Genomic DNA, 24,093 nt, shown 5'->3' on the forward strand with positions numbered 1-24,093 from the left:
ATTACTTTTTCTCCATAATTTTCGTAAACTCTTCGACCAGCGTACTTACTTTGAATGGTTGGCCTTCCACCCTGTTGTATTTGTAGATATTATCCAGATCCTGGAATTTTCCACTCAGATAAGCGGCAAACTGTCCTTCGTTTTGTTCCGCTACGATCACTTTCTTGTATTTCTGTAGCAGTTTATGAGTGTTGCGGGGAAGGGGTGAGATATGCCTGAAATGAGTGTAAGCAACCCTTTTACCATTTGCATCGAGGCGTAATGATGCTTCCAGTAGATGGCCGTAGGTACCGCCCCATCCTACGATGAGCGTGTCGGCATTCTTATCACCGGTTACCTCCTGTTCAGGGATATAGTCGGCAATTTTTTCGATCTTTGCCTTACGGGTGTTCACCATTAGTTGGTGATTATCAGGGTTCGACGAGATGACACCGGTAAGCCGGTCTTTTTCCAATCCTCCGATACGGTGCATATAGCCCGGAGTACCCGGCACACCCCAATATCTGACGAGTGTATCTTCGTCGCGGAAATAGGGTCTCCATTCCTTTGCTTCCCCATTATATTTATTTTGTACGTAGGGCGGTTTGATGTCAGGATAATCCTTCATCTCGGGAATTCTCCATGCCGATGAACCGTTGGCGATATAACCGTCGGTTAGTAAGATGACAGGTGTCATATGCTCCAGGGCTATCTTTGATGCTTCGAAAGCGCTTTCAAAACAGTCGGTGGGCGATGCTGCCGCCATTACTACCAGCGGGCTTTCACCGTTACGTCCATAAAGAGCCTGATTGAGGTCACTTTGTTCGCTTTTAGTCGGCATTCCCGTAGAGGGACCACTCCGCTGTACGTCGATCACCACCAGTGGTAGTTCGGTCATCACAGCCAGTCCCAATGCTTCACTCTTGAGTGATAGTCCCGGTCCTGAGGTGGAGGTAGCTGCCAGGCGACCGGCAAAACTGGCTCCTATGGATGAGGCGATTCCTGCAATTTCATCTTCCATCTGGAGGGCTTTCACTCCGAAATCTTTTCTTTTGGAGAGTTCCTGTAAAATATCGGTCGCAGGGGTGATAGGATAGGACCCAAGAAAGAGCTCTACTCCGGCTTTTTCGGCTGCGGCAATCAATCCGTATGCCACAGCTGTGTTACCGTTGATATCGGTATAAAAACCTTTGGTCGATTCTATCGGGTCGATACGATAGGTAGAGGCCGTCATATCGGTATTGTTTCCGTAGTTATAACCGTCGGTGAGCGCTTTGATATTGGCTTTTACCAGTAAGGGTTTCTTTGAGAATTTCTGTTCGAGTAGCTTGTCTGCAATTTCCAGCGGCCGGTTGAAAAGCCAACATACAATACCCAATGCGAACATATTCTTACTACGGAGTATATCTTTATTCTCCAATCCCGAATCAGCCAGAGAGGCTTTTGTCAGGGTAGTGATATCTACGCCTATCGGTTGCACATAATCGAGATTGAGTTCGGCAAACGGATCCAGTGTCTGGAAGAGAGCCTTGTCGAGATCCCTCTTCTGGAATGAGTCGGTATCGAACAGAACAATAGATCCTTTTTTCAGGAATTGGGCATTTACCTTCAATGCTGCCGGATTCATGGCGACCAGTACGTCGGTCTTGTCCCCTGAATTGTACACATCTTTGGCACCGATCCGTACCTGGAATCCGGAAACACCATGTAATGAGCCTTGAGGCGCACGGATTTCAGCCGGAAAATCGGGGAATGTGGCAATCTCATTCCCGAAGATAGCCGATAGCGTGGAAAATATTGTTCCTGAGAGTTGCATTCCGTCCCCGGAATCACCTGAAAAACGAATGGTTACTTGTTTAATGTCGGTTACGACCAAATTCGATGGCATAATTTCTCCTTATAATATAAAATCGGATACAAAGTAATAAAAGAGTTATGGAATAAGCAAATATTTTCAAACTTTGGAAGAACCCCTTTTTGTCATATCAGACAAAAAGGGAAAGAATTATGGACAAAGGATGATTATCTTCGTTCGATACTGGCTCCCAAAGTATTTAATCTCTTGTCTATATCTTGATATCCCCTATCGATTTGATCGATATTATGGATGGTGCTTATTCCTTCGGCACTCATCGCTGCGATCAGTAGCGAGATACCTGCGCGTATATCGGGTGATGTCATTGTCATACCTCTAAGGCGGAAGCGGTTACCCATACCAATCACGGTCGCCCGGTGCGGGTCGCAGAGAATGATCTGCGCACCCATATCAATCAGCTTGTCGACGAAAAAGAGTCGGCTTTCAAACATCTTCTGGTGGATCAGTATGCATCCTTCGGCTTTGGTGGCGACCACCAGCAGCACGCTGAGGAGATCGGGTGTGAGTCCCGGCCACGGTGCATCGGCGATGGTGAGAATGGAGCCGTCGATAAATGATTCGATGGTGTAGTTATCCTGTTGCGGAATATAAAGATCATCCCCTCGTTGTTCCACAATGATCCCTAAGCGGCGGAAGCTTTCGGGGATAATGCCCAGATGGGTCACCGAAGTATCTTTGATTGTGATCTCCGAAGCGGTCATTGCTGCCATGCCTATGAAACTGCCGATCTCAATCATGTCGGGTAGTAAACGGTGACGACAGCCGGAGAGGGTGGTGACTCCGTTTACAATTAATCTGTTGGAGCCGATTCCTTCTATTCTTGCTCCCATTCTTACCAACATCCGGCTTAACTGTTCCACATAAGGTTCACAGGCAGCATTGTAAATGACGGTCTCTCCTTCGGCAAGGACGGCAGCCATCAACAGGTTGGCAGTACCGGTAACAGAGGCCTCGTCGAGAAGGATATACTGTCCCGTCAATTTTTGGGCAAAGAGTGTGAAGAGTTGCTTTTGCTCATTGAAGATCAGTTCGGCGCCCAGTTTCATGATCCCGTTGAAGTGGGTGTCTAACCGGCGACGGCCTATCTTGTCGCCTCCCGGCTTGGGAACGACCACTTCACCGAATCGTGCCAGAAGAGGTCCTACGATCATGATGGAACCCCGCATCGCGGCGCTCTTCTCCATGAAATCTTTCGACTGGGTGTAGGAGAGGTCAATCTTTTCCGCTTTGAACGAATAGCTTTGCCCGTCCAGCTTTTTCACCTCTACTCCCATATCGGCAAGCAGCGCGATGAGATTGTTTACATCCAGGATATCGGGCACATTCTCTATAATCAACTCCTCTTGCGTGAGTAGGGTGGCGCAAATAACCTGCAGGGCTTCGTTCTTGGCTCCCTGTGGTGTGATCTTCCCTTTCAGACTGCGTTTGCCTTCAATGATGAATGATGACATGTTGACCGTTTTTTAGTTAATAAATGCGTACTTCCGGTTCGAGCAATATGTCGAACTGTTTCTGTACCTCTTGTTGTACTTTATGCATAAAGTCGACTATCTCCTGTCCGTTCTCTGTGCCGTAGTTCACGATGATCAGCGAATGATGGGTATAGGTTCCTACCATCCCGTGCCGTTTTCCTTTGTAACCAGCCTTATCGATCAGGAAGGCGGCTGATGTTTTGAATTGTCCTTCTCCCGCATTATAGATCGGCACATCCGGTAATTTCTGTTGTAACTGATCTTTCTCTTCTTCCGTCAGGAACGGATTTTTGAAAAAGCTCCCCGCATTTGGCAATATCCTGTGATCGGGCAGTTTGCGGTTGCGGATACGGATAATCGCCTCCCGGACCTGGGTAAGGGTGGGAGTGGGAATTCCTTCCAACTCCCGGCTCAGATCGATATACTTCTCTTTGTATTGAAATGATTTTTCGAGCCTGAAAACGACTGAAGTGATTACATAATCGCCTGTTTGTTTGAAGATACTGTCGCGATAACCGAATTGGCATTCAGCGTTGGAGAACTCATGATAATCGCCTGTCTGAAGTGAAACCGTCTTGACTTTGGTAATCACATCCTTCGCTTCGGTGCCGTATGCGCCGATATTCTGCACCGGGCTTGCCCCGACCGAACTCGGGATCAGCGATAGGTTTTCGATACCGGCATAACCCTGTTCCACACAATAAGCCACGAATTGATCCCAGTCTTCGGCGGCTCCCGCTTCAATCTCCACGAATTGATCGGTCTCCCACAAGAGGTGCATACCCCGTATGGCAGGTTTGATGACCAATCCGTCGAACTCTTTGGTGAAAAACGAATTGAATCCACTCCCCAGTACCAGTTTCTTTTCATCCGGAAAAGCACGAACTATCTCCGAAAGTTCTTCTACCGATTGTGGTTCGCAGAATAGTTTCGCCAATGCTTTCGTGTGAAATGAGTTGTATGGTTGCAGTTGTACGTTATCCTTGACGGTCATTGTGAATGATAGTGTCCGATTTTCATACAAATATAACCTCAACTAAACGATTTTACCCAATCTTTGTTGAATAAATTTTCGACCGGATCGTACAAGATTAATAATTAATTAGTTAATAGTTTTGTTCATTCAAGCCATATTCTCTATTACTAATCGGACGCAAACACCCCCGTCTATCATGTCATTCAAAACTCATAAACATCTTATTCATATTGAGGATGATTTTCTTGCAACGATATACGAAATCCATTCCCAATAAACCCTCTATCAACGCATTATTGGTAGAAGAATCCGGATACACGGACACGTTCTCCATTGATGCTACCGAGTTCCCTATCTTTATCTGAAGAGAAGGTATCAGGTATTTTTCACCTTCTGTAAAGCCCAACCCGAACTCGGTATGGGATTCCTTTGCGTATTCCGATTTTATCTTTTCTTCCCACTTCGCATAATAAGGTTTCAGGAGTCGGGTAATATCGCTGCCTGTATCAATCTGTAGATGAACCGTTTCATTGTTTATTGAAGTTGACACAATCAATTTGTTGTTGAAATCAAAAAGGATATTTTTCCCGAAAGCGGGTTGTTTGTTTTCATTATAAGGCACAATTATTTTCTTCTCATTAGGGAGTATCTCTATTTCTCCTAACTTTTTTATCAGGTCAATGCCGATAACACCGCCTATTGCATTCAAATCCCCTTGCATATTGGGGAATGATTTTTTGAAATAATTGTCGCTTACATATACCGGGGTATTCATAAATTTGATGTTTCCCAATAACAGGCTGTCTTGAAGGATGGCCAAATGAGCAGTCTCACCTCCTCCGAATCCTTGAATAATATACTGGTTTTCAAATTTCTTGAGATTCATTGATCCTGTAATATGATTGAAAAGAATGCTCTTTTCTGCACCGGTGTCAAACATAAAGATATATTCCTGTCCTGCTATTTGAACTTTAATAATAGGAATAGGTGGATTGATTTTTGATAATCCGGTACTGTGATCAATGACAGTCATTTCAAATTTACCCAAAGGGATCTGACCTCCATTCACCGGCTTGGTAACTTCCGTTTTCTGTTCGTCTTTTAAAAGGAAGAGATGCTTTTCTAAAGAATGAAACACGGTTAAGATGTCATTGGACAGATGAGATGATGCACTCTTCAGGAAATTCTGCAGTATGTTATACGCTCTATTATACTCCTGGATTTCCTCCAATTGAGTAAGATAGGTGTAGATTAAATCAGTAACCATCACTATTGCCATCTCCGATTGATAGGTATTAGAAAGAGAGTCCATTGTAAGGAGGGCATCCTGCGGACGATTGAACTTTATTTCCAGTGTTGATTTTGCTACCAACTTGAGTGGCATGTCCTGCATTTCCTTTTCTAATGCCGGAAATTGCTGGTCAAGCGTGAAATAATCATGACGGTCTAACAATTGTAATACCTTCTTATCCGCTTCTTGTGAAAAAATTTGACAATTGAAGGATAGTAATAACAGTAATAATGAGAGAAGACTGATTTTATTCATATGTCGTAAATGTCTGTTTCACCACAAATATAGGCAAAAAGTTCTAAAGAAGAACTAATTTATTAGATAAAGAATTTCTTTGCGAAATTGTTAGGAAGACAGGATTGTAATTATCTCTTTTTAGGGTGCTTCTTTCCCATAACCGGTTCAGATGTTATCTCGGGGTAGTAAGTTTTTATATATTTTCTGATGGTTGCCAATGATTTCGAAAACTTGTTGTGGACCGTTTGGGTAGTTACCCCCAATTCGTTGGCGACTTCCTTGGCGGGAACACTGTCCACCCTCATCCAAAAACTATCTTTTGTGAGAGCGGAACTCTCTTTTAGCGCATCCCGCACGATCTCTTTTAGCTCCTCTTTTTCAATATTGTCGTATGCCGTGGTGTGGGACAGGATTTCGGTTTCGTCGATGGGAATCGTTTCCGGATCGGCAATACGGTACATATCGTAGATACGGAAACGGAGATATTGCAATAGGAAAACTTTCACAGATCCTTTTTCATTGGCGCGTAAGATCCGGGGATTCTCCCAGAAATTGACCCAGAAGTTCTGTACGATCTCTTTGGCGATTTCTTTATTGTGTACTTTGGACAATACAAAACAAAGAATGGTACTGCCGTACCTTTCGTAAAATTGGGAGAAAGCCTTTTCATCCTTTTCCTCAATTGCTTTTAGTAATATGTCGTCTGTCAGGTGCAAATCGAAACAAAATTAGGAAAAATCTTTGAATCTCGGGAGTCAGTTAACTTTTAACGCTATATATCCGGTGATTGATAAAAAAATTGTAATTTTATCCGGTAAAATGATTATCAGCGGTAAAAGGATGACAGAGAAGAGACAGAATTTACGGGATAGCTTGTCGGCTCGGGAAAAAGCCGCGATTACCCGCGATTTATTCGAAAGATACCGTAATGGTGAAACAACCCCGGAGGAAAACGCCATCATCGAATCTCTTGAGGAGGAGCTTATACCCGAAAGGGAGTTTGAGATTACCGACTCTCTGATGAAGGAACTTGATCGTGATACGAAAGATTTTATTTTCAAGGAGACAGGTGTGATGGTGGGAGATAATAGTCCGGTGAACATCTCCAAAAAATATATTCTTTCCCCTGCTTTTATCGGTTCAATCGCAGGTATTCTACTGCTGATTATCGGTCTGTTTTTTGTTTATCAGAAACGTACTCATCAGGAATCATTGCCGCCGGATCTTACGAACGCACCTATCTCCCGACAATATATTTCAAAAAAGGATATTGAAAATATCACTCTTCCCGATGGTTCTCAGGTTTCCCTGAATAGTGGTACTACACTCAGTTTACGGAAAGGTAACATGGATGTTACCCGCGAAATATGGCTGGAAGAGGGTGAAGTTTTCTTTAATATAAAAAAGGATGAAACGAAACCATTTATGGTACATCTCCGTGAAGGAGTGACGGTACAGGTGCTGGGCACAAGCTTCACGATACAGAGCTATAAAGAATTGCCGTTTCAGGAAATCAGCGTAGTGAGTGGCAAAGTGAAAGTGGAAACATCGGGAGGTGAGGTACTGGAACTTCTCCCTGATCAGAAAGCAACCTACCTTGAGTCGGAGAAAACCCTTACCCGTAGTAATGAGAACAGTGCCCTGAAATCGGCATGGCGCACAGGCACGATTGTGTTGGAAAATGCTTCTGTGGATGAACTCTGCTTCCGTGTGCGCCAATTCTATGGGAAGGTGTTGATCTTTGAACATCAGCCTGAAACAATGTCTGTTAATATCAGCTTCGACCGGAACACCTCTACCGAAGAAATTTCAACCGAAATAGCCGTACTTTATGGCTTGTCCTACAGGATCACGAACAACCAGATTATTTTCTCTCCAAAAGATTTATAAAGCAGGAGGAGCATGCGGATCTATATTCCAACCATAGAATATGTAGTCGTACTGATTATTCTTTTCATGGGAAACAGCTTTAGTTTGTCTGCCCAGACCGTTTCGTTTCCACAGGAATCGCTGCTTTCCCGGATAGAGAGAATTGCCGGAATAGGGAAAGAAAACGGGCAGTTCGTCACCTATGAGAGCCGGTTTCTCGACGGCATTACTGTCTCCGCCTTTACTTCCCAATCGACAGATGTAGAGGAGTGGATACGCCATTCCCTCAAAGGCACGACGTTCACTTACCGGAAAGTGAATGACCACCGTTTCGTTATTGTCCGCCAATCCGACGAGACTCCTTCCGGAGGTTCCATAGCAGGAAAAGTGACTGACGCATTTGGCGTGCCGTTGGCTGGAGCGACGGTACAGTTGCCATCCCTACAAAAAGGTACCATAACAGGTATGAACGGTGATTATTTTCTCATAGTGCCAATTGGTAAATATGATGTGAAGGTTGGTTTCCTGGGTTTTGAGTCGGTGCTGGTTCAGGAGGCAGAAGTAAAGAAGAACCGGACGACCCACCTTGATATAGCGCTGAAAGAGAACAATATTCAATTGGATGAAGTGGTCGTTACCTATATTCAACCCGAAAGCACTATTACCGGATCGTTACGTGCCCAACGAAACAGGCCTTATACCAGTGCTGTCCTTGGGAGTCAACAGATAAACCGCTATGGAGCTACTACTCTGCAGGATGCGATGACACTACTGCCGAGCATCAGCTTCGATGAAAACCGCTCCCAGATAATCAGAGGCACAGGGGGACGATGGAATGAAATACTTCTGGATGGAATTCCTTTACCCAATTACGACCCTTCCTATAAGATCTTTTCATTCGATTTAATTCCTGTCTCATTGGTTGATAATATCCGTCTCCTTAAGTCATCTACACCCGATATCCCGATCGGCTTCGCCGGAGGGGTTACCGAAATTGTGACCAAAGATATTCCTGTACAAAATTATTTGCAGGCAAATATCTCCTACCAATTCAACTCGCTGGCTACTTTCAAAAAACATCGAGGGCGACGGGACGGACGGTTTGACCTTATTGGATTGGATGACCGGAGCCGTGAAGTGCCTGAGGTCTTCCGGTCTGTCATTCCCGGAATCGCACAAAGAATGTCTGAGAACGCAACCCTGTTTCCTGATGGGCACTTTACCGTATCCGACAGAAAAGCTAACCCTTCGCCACAGTATAACCTGTCACTCGGCAGGACATATGCGGTAAGCGGGAGAGGCGACCGTTTCGGGTTCGTGCTGTCACTTTCCTACCAGCACAATACGTATCAGTCGGTAATAAACCATACGCAGCGGGGACGGTGGGATTACGAAAGCCAATATATGGGAGATGATATCGTGAGTGAATGGAATCACGGACGTATTTATTATTATAATGCGGTAATGGGCGGGATATTGAATGCCGGTTGGCAGTTTGGAAAAAACAGGATTAGTCTTAGAAACCTGTTTACGCGGAGTTTCGATAACGACCTGACCGAGGTAACGGCTCATTTGAAAGAGATACCCGGAAACGAGACCAACCTCAATAATCAGTTCTTTAATTATCCTACCTTCTCCGGCCTGTACCAGAATAAGCTGGAAGGACAACATGCCGTTTCGGACGAGGTACAGCTACAGTGGAATGCTTCGCACACACTCGTGGGGCGGGAACAGAAAGATGCAGCTTTCTCGGAGATGTACAAACCCTTGAGAGTTGACTCCCTTCTCTATTTTCTTCATCAGCATCCGGCATTGCGTGTCCTGTATCCTGCTTCGAGTGGCTGGTATATGAATCGGGAACGCAGTTTCCATGTGGGGCTATCAGCGACATACGCATTTCAGTGGGATAAGATACACAATAAGATGATGTTCGGTTACAATGCCAATTATAGATACCTTCGCTTTAGATCTAATGAGGCCCTTTATAGTTATGACAGTAATCCTATGCTTGATCCATCGTCACGTGTTTATCAACTCCTCGAGCGGAATCACTTTTCAGGAGAGGCTGTGCAGCATCATCCCTTTGTCATGTTCGAACACCGCTGGAATGAAAAGATGCGGTTTGTATGGGGTTTGCGTGGTGATTATGAAAGTAACCGGACCATTCAGATCAACGGAGAAGGCGGATCCGGTAAGCAAGGTAAATGGTATGCGGTCCCTTCAGCCAATCTCATCTATATGCCGATGGAGAAAATGAATCTGCGGTTGAGCTTTCAGCAGTCTGTAATCCGGCCGAAGTTGTCTGACCGTATTCCTTTTCCCGTGTACGATACCTATCTTCTCGGTACCTCTTTCAATCGGGATGTATCTCCATCGGAGGTACAGGCTGTCGATCTGGTTGTTGAAAAATATATGGATTCGGAGGATATTGTTTCTGCAGGACTGTTTTACAGAGATATCGATCAGCCCATTGAGCGGACGACCTATCTCTATCGTGATGATGAACGTATGTATGTGCTGCAAAATTCGGATAAGGCTTATAGTTATGGTGTGGAAGCGGAAATGAGAAAGCATCTCGGATTCATAGGCGATTCCGATTTTTTGAGTAAAGTACAGTTCTCGGCAGGCCTTGTCCTTACCCGGTCATCTGTAAAAGGAAAACGAGTGACCGTGATTATTCAGAAGGAGGGGGAAGATATTTTTATTGAGACTGAAAGTACACAAAACCGGCCTCTTTCAGGACAAACACCATATCAATGGATGACAGGGTTCAATTATTCCGATAAAAGTATGCATGCAAGCATATTGTTTAACCGTAGCGGCCGCCAACTATTCCTGTTGGGTGAAAACGCCTATCAGCATGAGTACCGTGCGCCATTGAATTCGGTAGAGGCGAGCATCAGTTATCGGTTTCCCAAAAGTGATATCTGGTTAAAAGTGAGCGGTCGAAATCTGATCAACACGACCCAAGTCTTTTACAGAAATACGAAAGATGATTATGTGCGCGACGAATATGATATCCCAACAGAAAAACTCCTTCCGGGCAAGAGTGAGAACTATGATAAAGACCGCGATCTTATTGTCCACGAAATCAAAAACGGACGCATTTTTATGATCTCCATAAGCCGTATTTTTTGATTTCCTGTTTAATCGTTTAATCGTTAAATTGTTGTTTGTCGTGGAATCGTTATGTCTCCCAATCACACTTCACGCCTTACCTAACCATCTGCCCACCTAGGCACTTGTCTATCCATTCACATGTTTTAACCAAAAATCCGGTTAGGTTTTTCCCGATTTCCACGTAATGTGCAAAACAACCCTGCTTTATATAGATAGCAAGGAACTGCACTTTCCGGGAATGATTGTTTGTCGACGGCGCAGTCGGATACCAATTCCGTGTATTTTGCAGGGGGCGAACGATGCTATATTATGATCAAAGATAAGAAAGTGGTTATTGTAATGCCGGCCTATAATGCTGCACAGACACTCGAAAAAACCTACAGCGAAATACCTTTCGATATCGTAGACGAAGTAATATTAACGGATGATAGCAGTAACGATAATACGATAAAGGTGGCCGAGAAATTAGGTATTCGTGGGATTCAGAAACACAGCAATAACAAAGGATATGGTGGTAATCAGAAAACCTGTTACAACCGGGCTTTGGAGTTGAATGCCGATATCATTATCATGCTTCATCCTGATTATCAGTATACGCCTAAACTCATTACTTCTATGGCCTATATCATTGCGAACGGAGTTTATCCGGTGGTTTTTGCTTCCCGTATTTTAGGCAAAGGTGCCCGAAAGGGAGGAATGCCACTGATAAAATATATTGCCAACCGTATACTGACTCTTTTCCAGAATATATTGCTGAACCAGAAATTGTCGGAATACCACACCGGTTATCGGGCTTTCTCGGCTGAAGTGCTGCGAAAAATTAACTTCAATACAAATTCCGATGATTTTATATTCGATAATGAGATAATCGCCCAGATTTTTTACCAGGGGTTTGAAATAGCGGAGATTACCTGCCCGACGAAATATTTTAAAGAAGCTTCATCTATCAACCTGAGACGTAGCTTTATCTATGGGTTAGGTGTATTAAGAGTTTCCATATTATATCCGTTTTGTAAATGGGGTTGGATAAAATCGAGATTATATAAATAGTTTTATCATATGAAGAAAAATCTGATTTATCTTTTGATATTGGGTCTATTGTTCACTATAATTTACTCGATGATATTCGATGTAAAGTTGGATCTAAACGGAGATAATGCGCAGTACCTCAATTTGGCAAAGAATATTTCCGAAGGATTGGGATATTCCGTTGTCACACCAAACGGTCCCCAGCCGGCAAGTCACTTCCCGCCGGGATATCCCGCTTTTTTATCCCTCTTTATGCTTTTGGGTATCCACAGCCTGGTTTTTTTCAAGATAATGAACGGGATACTTCTTTTCACAAGTCTGGTGGGTATATTTTATTTATTAATCCGAATCACATCTAACCCGAAATTGGCCTTTACCGCTACTTTACTCGCTATTTTTTCTCCTCAGGTACTACACTTTTCAAGTATCGTGATGTCTGAAATGCTATTTATGTTTTGCTCGATTGCCTGTTTTTTCGCCCTCTATAAGTATACTACCCTTGCAGAAGGAACAGACCGTTTTCGTGCATGGTTATGGTTGGGGGTGGTGATCCTTTTTGCCGCCTTTGCCTACTATGTGCGTGCGGCAGGAATGGCATTGTTTTTTGCTGTCATCCTATTCTTTTTGTTCCGTAAGGAATGGCTCCGGGCAATCTTCTCTTTTGGGGGAATCATATTATTGCTGTTGCCCTGGTGGATCAGGAATCATTCACTTGGTATCGACTCCCGCTATTTTGGTACGATGATGACGGTAAACCCCTGGCGTCCGGAGGAGGGAAGCATCTCATCTGTAAGTGAATTCATCCGGAAGATGATTGGGAACTTTGACGAGACGGTGATAAAAGGATTCAGGGAAATACTTTTCCCGTTTATTTCCGTGGACTATGATATGGCCTCCTCTGTTCCTGAAATTGTGGTGGGCATTGTTGTGCTGGCTCTTGTATTGTATGGAGCCTGGAATATGAAATCGCTGAAATGGGCATTCATCGCTTATTTATTGGGACAAATAGGTCTGTTTATGCTCTGGCATGGCGGAAATGAAAGCCGTTATGTGATTCCTGTCGCCCCTTTTATTGTGGTTTGTTTTTATGCGGGATTGTACCATTTGATTATAACCAGGGTGAAGATTAAGTCTAATGCTTATATTCCTTACGCCTTCCTTTTGATGATCTTTCTACTGTTCCCTCCCGTAAAGGCACTTTCGGTAAGAGCAAAACAACCTTATCCTCCTGCTTTTGCTAATTATTTTACCATCGCCCAGGAGATGCAGAGACAATTGCCAAAAAACACAGTCTGCTGTTCCCGGAAACCGGAGTTCTTCTCTTATTTCGCACCGGATTTGTTTGCTGTAAACTATCTATACAGTATAGAGCCGGAAGAGGTGATAAGAGACCTGATCAATAAAAATGTGGAATATGTAATATTGGAGCAATTGGGGTATGCCTCTACCGTTCGGTATCTATATCCCGCTATTACTTCCAATGATGACTTGTTTGATTTAGTCTGGCAACTCCCCAATCCGGATACCTATTTATTAAAATTCAATCGTGAGCGGGCCATCGAGAAACTCTCCGGAAGTGATTGATTTTCCGGGAGTGCTTCCTTCATCTTTGTCGAAAACTGTTTAAATACCGAAGTAAAAGAGGTCGGAAATCGAATCTATTTTTATACGGTCCAGAAATAATGCCGGTAGATTTATATCTTCGAGTACGAAAAATATGGCAATCATATAGAGTAAACCGTAAATTCCCCCGGAGATATGTGCCGAGTGGTTGATACGACCTGTTTGTTTCCTGTCGAGATAGAAGGAGACCAGCAGGAAAATTATGCCGAAAAGAAAGGCGGGAAGCATGACCGGGATAAACATGATTCCCATGAAATTCATGGGATTGATCAGCACATAGGCGAAAACTATGGCTGAAACTGTACCGGATGCACCGAGACCCCGGTAAGAGCTGTTGTTTTTCTGTTTGGAATAGGTTGGAAGGATGGATATGGCCAGTGAGGAGATGTACAGGACTATAAAAGTGATGGAGCCAATGTCGCTGCCGAGGGCAGACTTGCATATCCTTTCCACGTCCATCCCAAAGAAATAAAGGGTAAACATATTAAAAATGAGATGAGGGTAGTCGGCATGGATTGCTCCATAAGTGAAGAGTCTGAACCATTCTCCCTCCTTTACCTTTTGAGGGTTGAATATCAGTTTGTCCATCATATTGTTATCTTTAAAAGCTCTGATGGAGAGGAGGGTGGTGAGAATAATGATAGTGATGGTGATCATTGTATAATTTGACCTGTTAAATTAAATATATAGCACTGTCAACCCCTATACATCAAAAAAACCGTCGGTTTCTTATTCATGTCGGGCAGTTTTCCTTTCCATGCCTTTACACTTCGTGTCACAATGGATTCATCCTCACAGGAGATATTCATGGCGATGCATAGCCGGGTCTGTGGTTTGCAGTGCTGTAGTATATCTTCCGCCAGTTTCAGGTTGCGGTAGGGTGTTTCTATAAAAAGTTGGGTCTGATCCTCGTTGTAAGCTCTTGTCTCAAGTTGTTTCAGCTTTTTTATCCGTTCGCCTGCATCGATGGGTAGATAACCGTGAAAGGCAAAACTCTGGCCGTTGAATCCGGAGGCCATGACCGCCATCAGGATGGAAGAGGGGCCTACCAGTGGAATGACCTTATATCCCTCCTGTTGGGCAATGGCCACCACATCGGCACCGGGATCGGCGACGGCTGGACAGCCGGCATCGGAAATTACACCCATACTCTCTCCTAATTTCATAGGATGGAGGTAGCCGGCGATTTGTTTGGGATCGGTATGCTTGTTCAGTTCATAAAAAGTGAGAGCATCGATATCGATATCGGGATTGCTTTTTTTTAAAAAACGGCGTGCCGAACGTACGTTTTCTACTATAAAATATTTAAGATCGGATACTACCCCCGTGTTGAAAGAAGGAATAACCCTCTCAATGGTTGTATCACCTAATGTGACAGGAATCAAATAAAGTGCCGGATTCTTCATTGCTAGTTCGTGGGCATTTTTATTACAAAAATAGGGAAAATAGGGTAAAGAAGATATGCTTTTGGGTATATATCTCAAAAATGTTTGGTTTTAAAGGGAGGTTAATATAATCAAAATAACTACTTTTGCAGATTAATACACATTCAGGACTATGACTACAACAACCGCCAAACATCCCAAAGGACTTTATTTCGTATTTTCCATCTCCATAGCCGAACGTTTTGGTTATTATGGTATGCGTGCGCTCTTCGTTCTTTACATGATCAATGCGTTGATGATGGATAAGGAGCTTTCAGCGCTTATCTATGGTAACTATACCGGATTGGTTTATCTCACACCGTTGATTGGCGGATATGTAGCCGACAAATACTGGGGTATGCGTCGTTCTACCTTCTGGGGTATTGTCCTGATGGTGATCGGACAACTGCTGATGTTTTTCAGTGCCCTTAATTTTCAACATCCCGAGCCGGCACGATGGATGATGTATTCGGGATTGGGCTTTCTTATTTTCGGGAACGGCTTCTTTAAGCCCAATGTATCCACTTTTGTGGGTCAACTCTATGAACCGGGTGATAGAAGGCTCGACTCTGCCTATACCATCTTCTACATGGGTGTGAATCTCGGTGCATTTGCCGCCCCACTCATCTGCGGATTCCTGGGAGATACAGGCAATCCTGCCGATTTCAAATGGGGGTTCCTGGTAGCGGCACTGGTTTCCGTGTTGTGTCTTGTACTCTATGTACTGCGCAAAGACAAGTATCTGATTGATCCTGCCGGTAATCCTATTGGCGTGGAAGCTGCCGCGAAGAAAGAGATTGAGGTCACCAATACAATGCCGTCAGTAAAGTACACATTCAGAGAAATTGTATTATGGCTTGTGGCTGCCGGCGGTTTATTCGCACTGTTTATGTACCTCTTCAAGGGTGATTTGATCGGAGCTTTTATCTTCACCGCTACACTGATTGTCCCGGCTTTTGTGATATCGGACAAGTCGTTGACAAAAATCGAACGTCAACGTATCTGGGTAATCTATATCATTGCATTTTTCGTTATTTTCTTTTGGTCAGCTTTTGAGCAGGCAGGAATATCATTGACCTATTTCGCGGCCGAACAGACCAACCGTAATATTTTGGGATGGACCATGCCTACCAGTTGGTTCCAGTCGTTCAACGCAGTGTTTGTTATTCTTCTGGCACCCTTGTTCGCGCAGTTATGGATTGCTTTGGGAAATAAGAATCGGGAACCGTCGTCTCCTGTGAAACAGGCTATCGGACTGTTATTGCTGTCATTGGGTTATCTCCTGATCGCTATCGGTGTGCAAGGAGTAGAGCCGGGAGTGAAGGTGAGCATCCTATGGCTTGTAGGACTCTACTTTATCCATACCATGGGTGAACTTTGTCTTTCACCCATCGGCTTGTCAATGGTGAATAAGTTATCACCCATACGTTTTGCCTCCCTGTTGATGGGGGTATGGTATCTTTCTATGGCTACCGCCAATAAGCTGGCTGGCGCACTGAGTTCTCTCTATCCCGAAGAGGGGAAAGTGAAACAGCTTTTCGGTATTGAAATCGCCAATCTGTTTGATTTCTTTATGGTGTTTGTGGTGATGGCCGCTGTTGCCTCTCTGATCCTTTTCGTGTTGTCGAAAAGGCTACAGAAACTGATGCATGGTGTACGCTAAGATACCTGCGATAGTATTATTTATCACGTAATGCTATATATTTCCAAAGTGGAGCGGCCATGGTGGCCTGAATAACTTCGCCGCTTTTGAGCAATTCTTTCATTTCCTCGAAAGAGAGCAGATGTACTGTCAGTTCCTCCGATTCATCCAGAGACTGATTCCCCAGTTTTTCGACGTTCTCGGCGATAAAACAATAAGAATAATTGTTTGCCGCACTGGCATTAGGCGCTACACACATGAATTCGCTCCATGAGCCGCCGCCGTAACCGGTCTCTTCCATCAGTTCCCGTTGTGCCGAGGCAAGCGGTGATTCATCTTTTCCCTCACATACACCGGCGCATAATTCCATGCAAGTTCTTCTAATACCCGGACGATACTGTTCTACCATTATATATTTCCCTTCATTGGTAATGGCGATGATGTTCACCCAGTTAGGATATTCCAGCACATAGTATTCGGGGACAACCTTTCCGTTGGGCATTTCCAATGTCTCCTTACGTACTGTCAGCCAGGGACGCCGGTGAAGGTATTCGCTCTCAATTACTATCCAATGCATATCGTCGTTATTGTGATTCATATTGACCTCTTTTATGATGAAAACCTTTTTATGAGAGGGACAAAGGTACATTATCCCCGGAAATAAAAAAAGGAGGGGTTCTTATCCGAACATCCTCCCTTGATATGATAACTTCTTTACAGTTATACCTTTATTTTTTCTTTGTGGTGGCAATCACTCCACGGAAATAACCGATCGATTCGGCAATTCCAATGAATGGATCTTTCATATTGCGTTCATGTTCCAAGCTGCATACACCGTCATATCCTACTTTACGAAGCATGTTTACGAATGCAGGAATGTCAATAATTCCGCGACCAATCTCTACCGAATAACCTGCTTTGGTAGATCCTGTAACATCTTTGATATGAATATCGAATACCCGGGAGTGATATTTTTTCAGATCCTTGACGGGATCTTTGCCGTTACGGGTATCATGGCCGATATCAAGACACATGCCGATACGGGGATCCAGATCTTTTACGTTATTCCATACATCATCGGCATCAGGATATAACTTCATGTCAGGTCCATGTAAATGGATGGCATAACGGAAATCGTATTCCTTTACTTTCTTATCCACATAGGGCAACAGTTCGTAGTTAGGGACACCCACGATCAGTTTTACGCCTACGCGTTTTGCATACTCGAATGCATCGTCAACCTCTTTTTCCGAGCGCATGTAAATAGGACCTACTGCATAACCTGTGACACCCTTCGCTTTCAGTTTGGCATGAAAAGCTGCAATTTCTTTATCAGTACTTTTAAAAGGAAGATGAAAATCCTTGATGCAAAGATATTTTACATCACATTTTTCCAGGGTCTCCAACGTTTTGTCGAGATCGAAATTGACAAACGTGTAACCTGCCATACCTACATTGAACTTCTCGAACGTGTCGGGAGCCGGTTGCGGATCGGGCCGATCTTGCGCAACCATTGAAAGGGATAACAATAATCCCGCTAAAATCAGAATCTTGTTCATACAATTACTTTATTTGGTGTTAACTATCAATACTATTTAGGAATTTGGATCATACTTCATTGAGTCGTTAAATCCATTTATACACCTGTTTTATACGATATATATTGTCGTTCTTAAACTGTGTACGTACACTTTCTTATATAAAAGTAGTTCAATTCTTGAAAAGTAATACCAAATCTGCTAAATTTAACAGTATTTTGTATTCATTCTCTCAGACTTCGATCGGTTAAATGTACAGAGTACAAATTTGTAAATAATTAATTGGATGTTATCTTTGTAACCAGAACTAAACTGGCTGTTTTTGATAAGCAATACTAGGTTGCGAAAAAACGCCTAATGAGATTGAACTATTTCGCTGAGCAAATAAATGGACTTCCCCACAGATTTCATATTTTCCATCCGGGCGTTGCTTGGAGATGATACGATACCATTCTTGTCGTCATTAACGGATGATGCTTCGGTCGGTTTTCGGCTGAATCCATTCAAGGCGAAACGTAATCCGATGGAAGCGGTAGTTTCACTGGAGCCAGTACCATGGTCACGTTGGGGATTTTATCTGAATGAACGCCCCTCATTCACCTTCGATCCTCTTTTTCATGCCGGTTATTATTATGTACAGGAAGCCTCTTCCATGTTTATAGAGCATGTGGTCAATGAACTGGTGACGGAGCCCTCAGTATGTCTCGACCTGTGTGCCGCTCCGGGCGGAAAATCGGTATCTCTTCTCCCGGCACTTCCGTCCGGGAGTTTGCTGGTGAGTAATGAGTTGATTCGTCAGCGTGCCCATGTGTTGTCGGAAACAATGACAAAGTTCGGTCATCCTCACGTGATGGTTACCAATAATAGACCGTTGGATTTTATTCACTTTCCGCATTTTTTTGATCTGATATTGGTGGATGCACCCTGTTCGGGAGAGGGGATGTTCCGCAAGGATGAAACAGCCATAGAGGAGTGGTCACCTCAGAACGTGGAGATGTGTGCTGCAAGGCAGAGAGATATACTGAGTGATATCTGGCCGGCGTTGAAACCGGGTGGACTGCTTATTTACAGTACCTGTACCTATAATACTTCAGAGAATGAGGGAAATTCCCTTTGGATTGCCGATGAGTTGGGAGCTGAGTTTGTAAGCTTGAAAATCAATGAAGGGTGGGGAATCTCTCCTTCATTTGATAATCGGGTGACAGGATATCGTTTCTTTCCCCATCGTACCAAAGGGGAAGGGCTGTATGTGACCGTGCTGAGAAAAGGGGAAGGCGCTGCAGGAGAGTTTTCATCCGGTCGTTTACAGACAAAAAATAAAAAGAAATCGTCTCCGTTTGTGAAGGATCGTTCTGGCTATTCTAATCTATTGTTGCAGCCGGACCTTTTTGAGTTTATGGAGGAGGACAATCGTGTTATTGCTCTTCCTATGGCATATTCCGACAACCTTATCTCCTTGAATGAACATCTGAAAGCTGTTTCTATCGGGATAGAGATGGGTGAGTGGAAGGGAAAGGATTTTATTCCATCCCATTCTTTGGCGGTGAGCAGTAATATTAATCCGGAAGTGTTTATCCGGAGAGAGGTGGTTTATGAAGAGGCTGTCTCCTATTTAAGGCGTGAGGCAATTGTTCTTCCGGATGCTCCCAGGGGTTATCTACTACTCACATACAAAGGAGAGCCGTTGGGATTTGTAAAGAATCTTGGTAGCAGGGCAAATAATTTGTACCCCAACGAATGGCGCATTCGTAGTGGTTACTTATCCGATAAAGCGAGCGAAATTTTTCGACCTCATCTCCCACATTTCCAATCCTCCAATCCTTAATTCTTCACTATTCATTTTTAATTTATTTCCCATGCATCCCCGACAGTCACTCACCTACATCTTCGTAATTATGGCAATCATCGTTGCCTTGCTGTCGTTGTGGCTCTCCAACAGGTTGGTGAAAGAGTTGGCGTATGAAGAACGCCGGAAGATGGAAATATGGGCGGATGCCACCGAATCGTTGGAAATAGACGATGAAATGGATATGTCGTTGGTGTTACGGATTCTGGAAAGCAACACCACTATTCCTATTATATTGTATGATAAAGGTTCCGGTAAGTTGGCACCGCGTAATGTCAGGTTACCCGAAAATGGGGTAGAGACTTATTTACAGGCCAAGGTGGAGGAATTTGGACGGAAGCATGATCCGATTGTATTGCATGGGATGAACCAACTGCTCTATTATGATGATTCGTATACGCTGAAGATGTTACAACGCTATCCCTACCTGCAGTTATTGGTGATCTCCTTGTTGATAGGGCTTGCCTTCTTTGCGTTGAACCGTTCGCAGCGCGCGGAACGGGACAGGGTCTGGGTGGGCCTATCCAAGGAAACGGCGCACCAGTTGGGTACGCCTATCTCGTCGTTGATGGGATGGGTGGAGTACATGAGGTTGAAAGAGGTGGATCCGCAGCTGTTGGAAGAGATCGACAAGGATATCTCCCGCCTGCGAATGATCGCGGAGCGGTTTTCCAAGATCGGCTCGGTACCCGCTTTGCAAGCTGCCGATCTACGGCAAGTGGTGGTGCACTCATTGGCGTATCTCGAAAAGCGGGTCTCCTCGGAAGTCAAATTCCGCACGCAGTTTCCTGCACAGCCGGTGGTGGTCGGTTTAAACGAATCGCTTTTCGGGTGGGTGATTGAGAATGTGGTGAAGAATGGGGTCGATGCCATGCAGGGGCGGGGTATCATCACTTTTGAGATCTCTGAAAAGGAGAAACATGTTTGCCTTGATATTTCCGATACCGGCAAGGGTATACCCAAATCAAAATTCAAGACCGTCTTCTCGCCCGGTTACACCACGAAAGAGAGAGGGTGGGGGCTTGGCTTGACACTTATAAAGCGGATCGTGGAGGAGAATCACCAAGGTGAGATTTTTGTCAATCGATCGGAGCCGGGCAAAGGAACTACTTTCAGGATTGTACTGAAGAAGGAGAGATGAACCGGCGATTCTTCAGCCCGATGACGGTCAAAGCATCCCAGCAGATTTCAACATACTATGATTATTCAAATGATATTTGTATTTTTGGATAACATGCAAATCCGTCACTTAGTGATATCCTCACGGTCACTTCGTGCGTTTCAGCTATATCGGGAGCTTTCTCGAACATCAAAATCGCCATGGGAGAGCCCCCTTTATAATAGCGGTCGACCAACTCCATCAACACAAAGTCAGATGCAGTGGCTTCTGACAACCGTTTATTTACCGGGTACATTTCGGATGGATGATCTTTCTTGTAACTTTGAAAAGAATAAACCAGATCCCGATACGGCAACAATAAGCTGTCATTGCTGAATTCAGCGGGAAAGTCCCTTTTCCAGTTATAAAATTCTTTGTAGTTGCTGGCAATATGTTTATAGGGTGAAATTGACATGACTCTCACAATGTCATTAAGGCTGGCGTTGGCCGGATGTTGTGCATCGTAATTCTTGTTACTGAATACTTCGATGGATAGAATATCCCCTTTGAAATAAATTGGCCCCGGAGCACCCAAACCATATTCCAACTCTGTGTTATAGCTTATGTCATTGTGCAATACGCATAAACTATCGTATATTTGTTTCTGTTTTCCTTTGGATTTCCATTCACACATCCATCCTCGGCCGGTACCTATGATAACGATATTCCCGCTTTCTGTCGTTTCCAGTTCCAGTTGGTTAGTATTGTAATATGCTGTAACAAAAGAGGTGAAGATTCTGGTTTTTGCCACATCACATGATATAAAACCAAGCAACATAAGAATTACAATAAAAAAATGTTTTTTCATCATCGTCTGTTTTAATTCGGATTATTATACGTTATTGTATAGAATGTCCATGCGTAGCTGCTGTCTGATGTTTTACGCCATATTTCATGTTACGCCATGCCCCTATATTGGCTACAAGCTGGGCTACTGCTGCATGGTTATAACTTGTGCCTGTATTAAATTTTTATAAATTTTACAAATGTCTTTAATGCCTTTCCAGCTAATGAGACTTAATCCATACAAGACGTAAAATTAATTGATCCAAATATATGAAAAAAAAGAGGAAGTGAAAAATAAATAAAGTTAAAAATATGAATAAGTTGAGAGGTTAACAATTTGTGGTTTATAGATGATTTTCCAACTTCTCTGCTTTGATTATTATACATGAAAAGCTGGTGCGCCGTCTTTCAACACTTCACTGCTGGCTAAGTATCCGGGTTGGTCGGCATAGATGAACAGCAGAGAGCCTCCTTTGATGGTGTCGATGATGGGCTTGTTTAGTTCCCTGGGGAGGGCGGGGCAACCAAAACTGCGTCCGAGGCGTCCGGTGGATCTTATCACTTTCTCGCTGCAATAGTCGGCTCCGTGAATGACGATGGCGCGCTGTCTGGCTTTGTCGTTAATTCCTTTTTCTAAGCCGTCGAGCCGAAGAGAATAGCCGTTTCCTCCATTATAGGTGTCGGCTGTATGGTAGAATCCCAACGAACTCTGGTGGGAACCGTCACGGTTGGAGAACGAGGTGGCATAGTTTCCCCCGCTGTTACGGCCGTGGGATACATATGAAACAAAAAGAATTTTCTTCTTTACCAAATCCAACACGTACATTCTTTTCTTGGTGGAAGGCTGACTGAAGTCAATCAGGGTAAGTAAGGGGCTATTATCCTTGTTTAGCTTTTTATAACCTGTGTATGCCAGTTTGAACGCATCCGGCCGAACCAATCCGTCCAACCCCATCTCTTCAAATAGCGATTGACTTTCATCTTCAAGGAATGCTGTTCTTTCAGCTTCTGTTTTTCTCTCTTTCCCTCCCATTGGGTCAAAGAAGCTAAGGGAGAAGAGGATGAAAAAACAAATAATTATTTTGAGCATATCGTATATTCTGGAAATAATGCCCAAATATAATGACAATTTATTAATCAATTACAATGACCACAGATTGTTTAACAGTAGCCCAGTCGAAGACAAACTTGGAATGCGACGATGCATTCCTTACACACATATGGGAACGGGGGATTGTTCCGAGCGAGTTGCTGTATTCGATGATACTTTGATTGGGGTATTGTGTAGGAACACCGTGCACATAAGCTCCATTGGTAAATCGTGAAGCATAGGGAGCGAAACCGGCCAATTCGCTGGATCCGTCTTTCGTGTATAGCATTTTTGCTTTCTTTTCCTGTACTGCGAATATCCCCGTGGGTGTTTCCTGGGCGTATGGGGGGTTGTGCACACCGGTAGTGGCATGAGTCATGCTTAGTATCTGCCAGGTATCCCCCGTTTTTTCCAGTGTCGAGATATTCTGGTTGGTTACATCCACGGCCACCACTTTGTCGAATAGTATACTGTCGCCCCAGGATTTGATATAGCGCTTTGGTACCAGATATTCGCCTTCAAAAGAGATTCCATTTATCCTTACCATTTCGGTTGTGTCGCTATCGGGCAGTTTTACAAGCCATCCGTCCCTTCCGTAGCGGACTAGCGTGGTATCTCCATCAGCAGAGTAGAGTGGAGCCGATTGATAGCGTTCCACTCCAAATTGATCCGATACCCGTTTATATTCATTCCTGACAAAATCGGCAACGGTAGGAGCTTCTTTGTTCATATTCTTGTAATTACTCAAAACACCCCATTTGCCTCCTTCGGCCATCGCATTCTCGATCACAGCGATATGTTCCCGTATCTTATCCCATTGGAAATGACGGGTAGTATCTTTATAGGCATATTCATCATTGAGCAGATATTTGTCATACCGGATATCTTTCTCTAATCTGATATCTGTTCCGGTGAGTTCTTCTTTTATTTCTTCTGGTGAATCGACAAAAGTTGTGTCGGGGATGGAGTTAAGAGATTGGTCGTCATCACTGGATTGACTGGAGTTGCAACTGATAAAAAAGAGAGTTGTTGCGATGAAAAGGATAAAAGGAAGTAATTTACCTGTTCTTGTCATAGAGGTTTTGGTATTTATATTTTAAAAAGTATCTTTAGATTTTTTGTTCTTATTGCATGAA

The 24,093-nt window shown here is 43.8% G+C and carries 19 protein-coding genes; 7 read left to right on the forward strand and 12 right to left on the reverse strand.

Annotated elements, in window-relative coordinates:
- Position 1 precedes the first annotated feature (1 nt).
- The 5 genes from VB073_RS10370 to VB073_RS10390 all read right to left on the reverse strand — a co-directional run bounded on the left by VB073_RS10370 (position 2) and on the right by VB073_RS10390 (position 6,547).
- The gene (locus VB073_RS10370) at positions 2-1,867 is read right to left on the reverse strand and encodes a 2-oxoacid:acceptor oxidoreductase subunit alpha (RefSeq protein ID WP_323404097.1); all 1,866 of its coding nucleotides are present in this window, start codon (positions 1,865-1,867) and stop codon (positions 2-4) included.
- A 134-nt stretch (positions 1,868-2,001) separates the two neighbouring features.
- A complete protein-coding gene (murA, locus tag VB073_RS10375) occupies positions 2,002-3,306 on the reverse strand; it encodes a UDP-N-acetylglucosamine 1-carboxyvinyltransferase (protein ID WP_323404098.1) in 1,305 nt (434 codons plus the stop codon).
- 16 nt (positions 3,307-3,322) lie between these two features.
- Positions 3,323-4,321 (reverse strand): UDP-N-acetylmuramate dehydrogenase, encoded by a 999-nt coding sequence (murB, locus tag VB073_RS10380; protein WP_323404099.1) that lies wholly within the window; start codon positions 4,319-4,321, stop codon positions 3,323-3,325.
- A gap of 181 nt (positions 4,322-4,502) precedes the next feature.
- Complete coding sequence (locus VB073_RS10385; protein ID WP_323404100.1) at positions 4,503-5,849, reverse strand: retroviral-like aspartic protease family protein; 1,347 nt, start codon at positions 5,847-5,849, stop codon at positions 4,503-4,505.
- A gap of 110 nt (positions 5,850-5,959) precedes the next feature.
- Positions 5,960-6,547: an RNA polymerase sigma factor gene (locus tag VB073_RS10390; RefSeq protein WP_323404101.1), complete on the reverse strand. Its 588-nt coding sequence runs from the start codon at positions 6,545-6,547 to the stop codon at positions 5,960-5,962.
- Positions 6,548-6,671: 124 nt separating this feature from the next.
- Between VB073_RS10390 and VB073_RS10395 the strand changes: the two genes are divergently transcribed.
- The 4 genes from VB073_RS10395 (at position 6,672) to VB073_RS10410 (ending at position 13,433) form a co-directional block, all read left to right on the forward strand.
- Positions 6,672-7,721 (forward strand): FecR family protein, encoded by a 1,050-nt coding sequence (locus VB073_RS10395; RefSeq protein WP_323404102.1) that lies wholly within the window; start codon positions 6,672-6,674, stop codon positions 7,719-7,721.
- Between the two features lie 12 nt (positions 7,722-7,733).
- The gene (locus VB073_RS10400) at positions 7,734-10,838 is read left to right on the forward strand and encodes a TonB-dependent receptor (RefSeq protein ID WP_323404103.1); all 3,105 of its coding nucleotides are present in this window, start codon (positions 7,734-7,736) and stop codon (positions 10,836-10,838) included.
- Positions 10,839-11,129: 291 nt separating this feature from the next.
- On the forward strand, positions 11,130-11,870 hold the full coding sequence (locus VB073_RS10405; RefSeq protein WP_323404104.1) for a glycosyltransferase family 2 protein: 741 nt from the start codon (positions 11,130-11,132) through the stop codon (positions 11,868-11,870).
- 9 nt (positions 11,871-11,879) lie between these two features.
- A complete protein-coding gene (locus tag VB073_RS10410) occupies positions 11,880-13,433 on the forward strand; it encodes a hypothetical protein (protein WP_323404105.1) in 1,554 nt (517 codons plus the stop codon).
- A 39-nt stretch (positions 13,434-13,472) separates the two neighbouring features.
- Here the strand turns inward: VB073_RS10410 and VB073_RS10415 are convergent, their stop codons facing one another.
- Both VB073_RS10415 and VB073_RS10420 read right to left on the reverse strand, forming a co-directional pair.
- Positions 13,473-14,129: a rhomboid family intramembrane serine protease gene (locus VB073_RS10415; RefSeq protein ID WP_323404106.1), complete on the reverse strand. Its 657-nt coding sequence runs from the start codon at positions 14,127-14,129 to the stop codon at positions 13,473-13,475.
- Between the two features lie 38 nt (positions 14,130-14,167).
- Positions 14,168-14,878: an SAM-dependent methyltransferase gene (locus tag VB073_RS10420; RefSeq protein ID WP_323404107.1), complete on the reverse strand. Its 711-nt coding sequence runs from the start codon at positions 14,876-14,878 to the stop codon at positions 14,168-14,170.
- 151 nt (positions 14,879-15,029) lie between these two features.
- Between VB073_RS10420 and VB073_RS10425 the strand changes: the two genes are divergently transcribed.
- A complete protein-coding gene (locus VB073_RS10425) occupies positions 15,030-16,559 on the forward strand; it encodes a peptide MFS transporter (protein ID WP_323404108.1) in 1,530 nt (509 codons plus the stop codon).
- A 16-nt stretch (positions 16,560-16,575) separates the two neighbouring features.
- Here the strand turns inward: VB073_RS10425 and VB073_RS10430 are convergent, their stop codons facing one another.
- Together VB073_RS10430 and VB073_RS10435 are read right to left on the reverse strand one after the other, a co-directional pair.
- Entirely contained in the window at positions 16,576-17,136 is a 561-nt protein-coding gene (locus VB073_RS10430; RefSeq protein WP_323404109.1) for an NUDIX hydrolase, read from the reverse strand.
- 130 nt (positions 17,137-17,266) lie between these two features.
- The gene (locus VB073_RS10435) at positions 17,267-18,097 is read right to left on the reverse strand and encodes a sugar phosphate isomerase/epimerase (protein WP_323404110.1); all 831 of its coding nucleotides are present in this window, start codon (positions 18,095-18,097) and stop codon (positions 17,267-17,269) included.
- Between the two features lie 367 nt (positions 18,098-18,464).
- On the opposite strand from VB073_RS10435, the gene VB073_RS10440 reads away from it, so the two are divergent.
- Both VB073_RS10440 and VB073_RS10445 read left to right on the forward strand, forming a co-directional pair.
- Positions 18,465-19,901, forward strand: a complete 1,437-nt coding sequence (locus VB073_RS10440; protein WP_323404111.1) for a methyltransferase RsmF C-terminal domain-like protein — start codon at positions 18,465-18,467, stop codon at positions 19,899-19,901.
- Positions 19,902-19,932: 31 nt separating this feature from the next.
- A complete protein-coding gene (locus VB073_RS10445) occupies positions 19,933-21,063 on the forward strand; it encodes a sensor histidine kinase (RefSeq protein WP_323404112.1) in 1,131 nt (376 codons plus the stop codon).
- Positions 21,064-21,124: 61 nt separating this feature from the next.
- On the opposite strand, the gene VB073_RS10450 is transcribed toward VB073_RS10445, so the two are convergent.
- The 3 genes from VB073_RS10450 to VB073_RS10460 form a co-directional block, all read right to left on the reverse strand.
- On the reverse strand, positions 21,125-21,892 hold the full coding sequence (locus VB073_RS10450) for a hypothetical protein (protein ID WP_323404113.1): 768 nt from the start codon (positions 21,890-21,892) through the stop codon (positions 21,125-21,127).
- A 354-nt stretch (positions 21,893-22,246) separates the two neighbouring features.
- Positions 22,247-22,900: a murein L,D-transpeptidase catalytic domain family protein gene (locus tag VB073_RS10455; protein ID WP_416349537.1), complete on the reverse strand. Its 654-nt coding sequence runs from the start codon at positions 22,898-22,900 to the stop codon at positions 22,247-22,249.
- A 100-nt stretch (positions 22,901-23,000) separates the two neighbouring features.
- Positions 23,001-24,032, reverse strand: a complete 1,032-nt coding sequence (locus VB073_RS10460; protein ID WP_323404115.1) for a L,D-transpeptidase — start codon at positions 24,030-24,032, stop codon at positions 23,001-23,003.
- Between the last annotated feature and the right edge of the window lie 61 nt (positions 24,033-24,093).

The sequence above is a fragment of the Proteiniphilum sp. genome (assembly GCF_034927365.1).
Classification (GTDB): Bacteria; Bacteroidota; Bacteroidia; order Bacteroidales; family Dysgonomonadaceae; genus Proteiniphilum.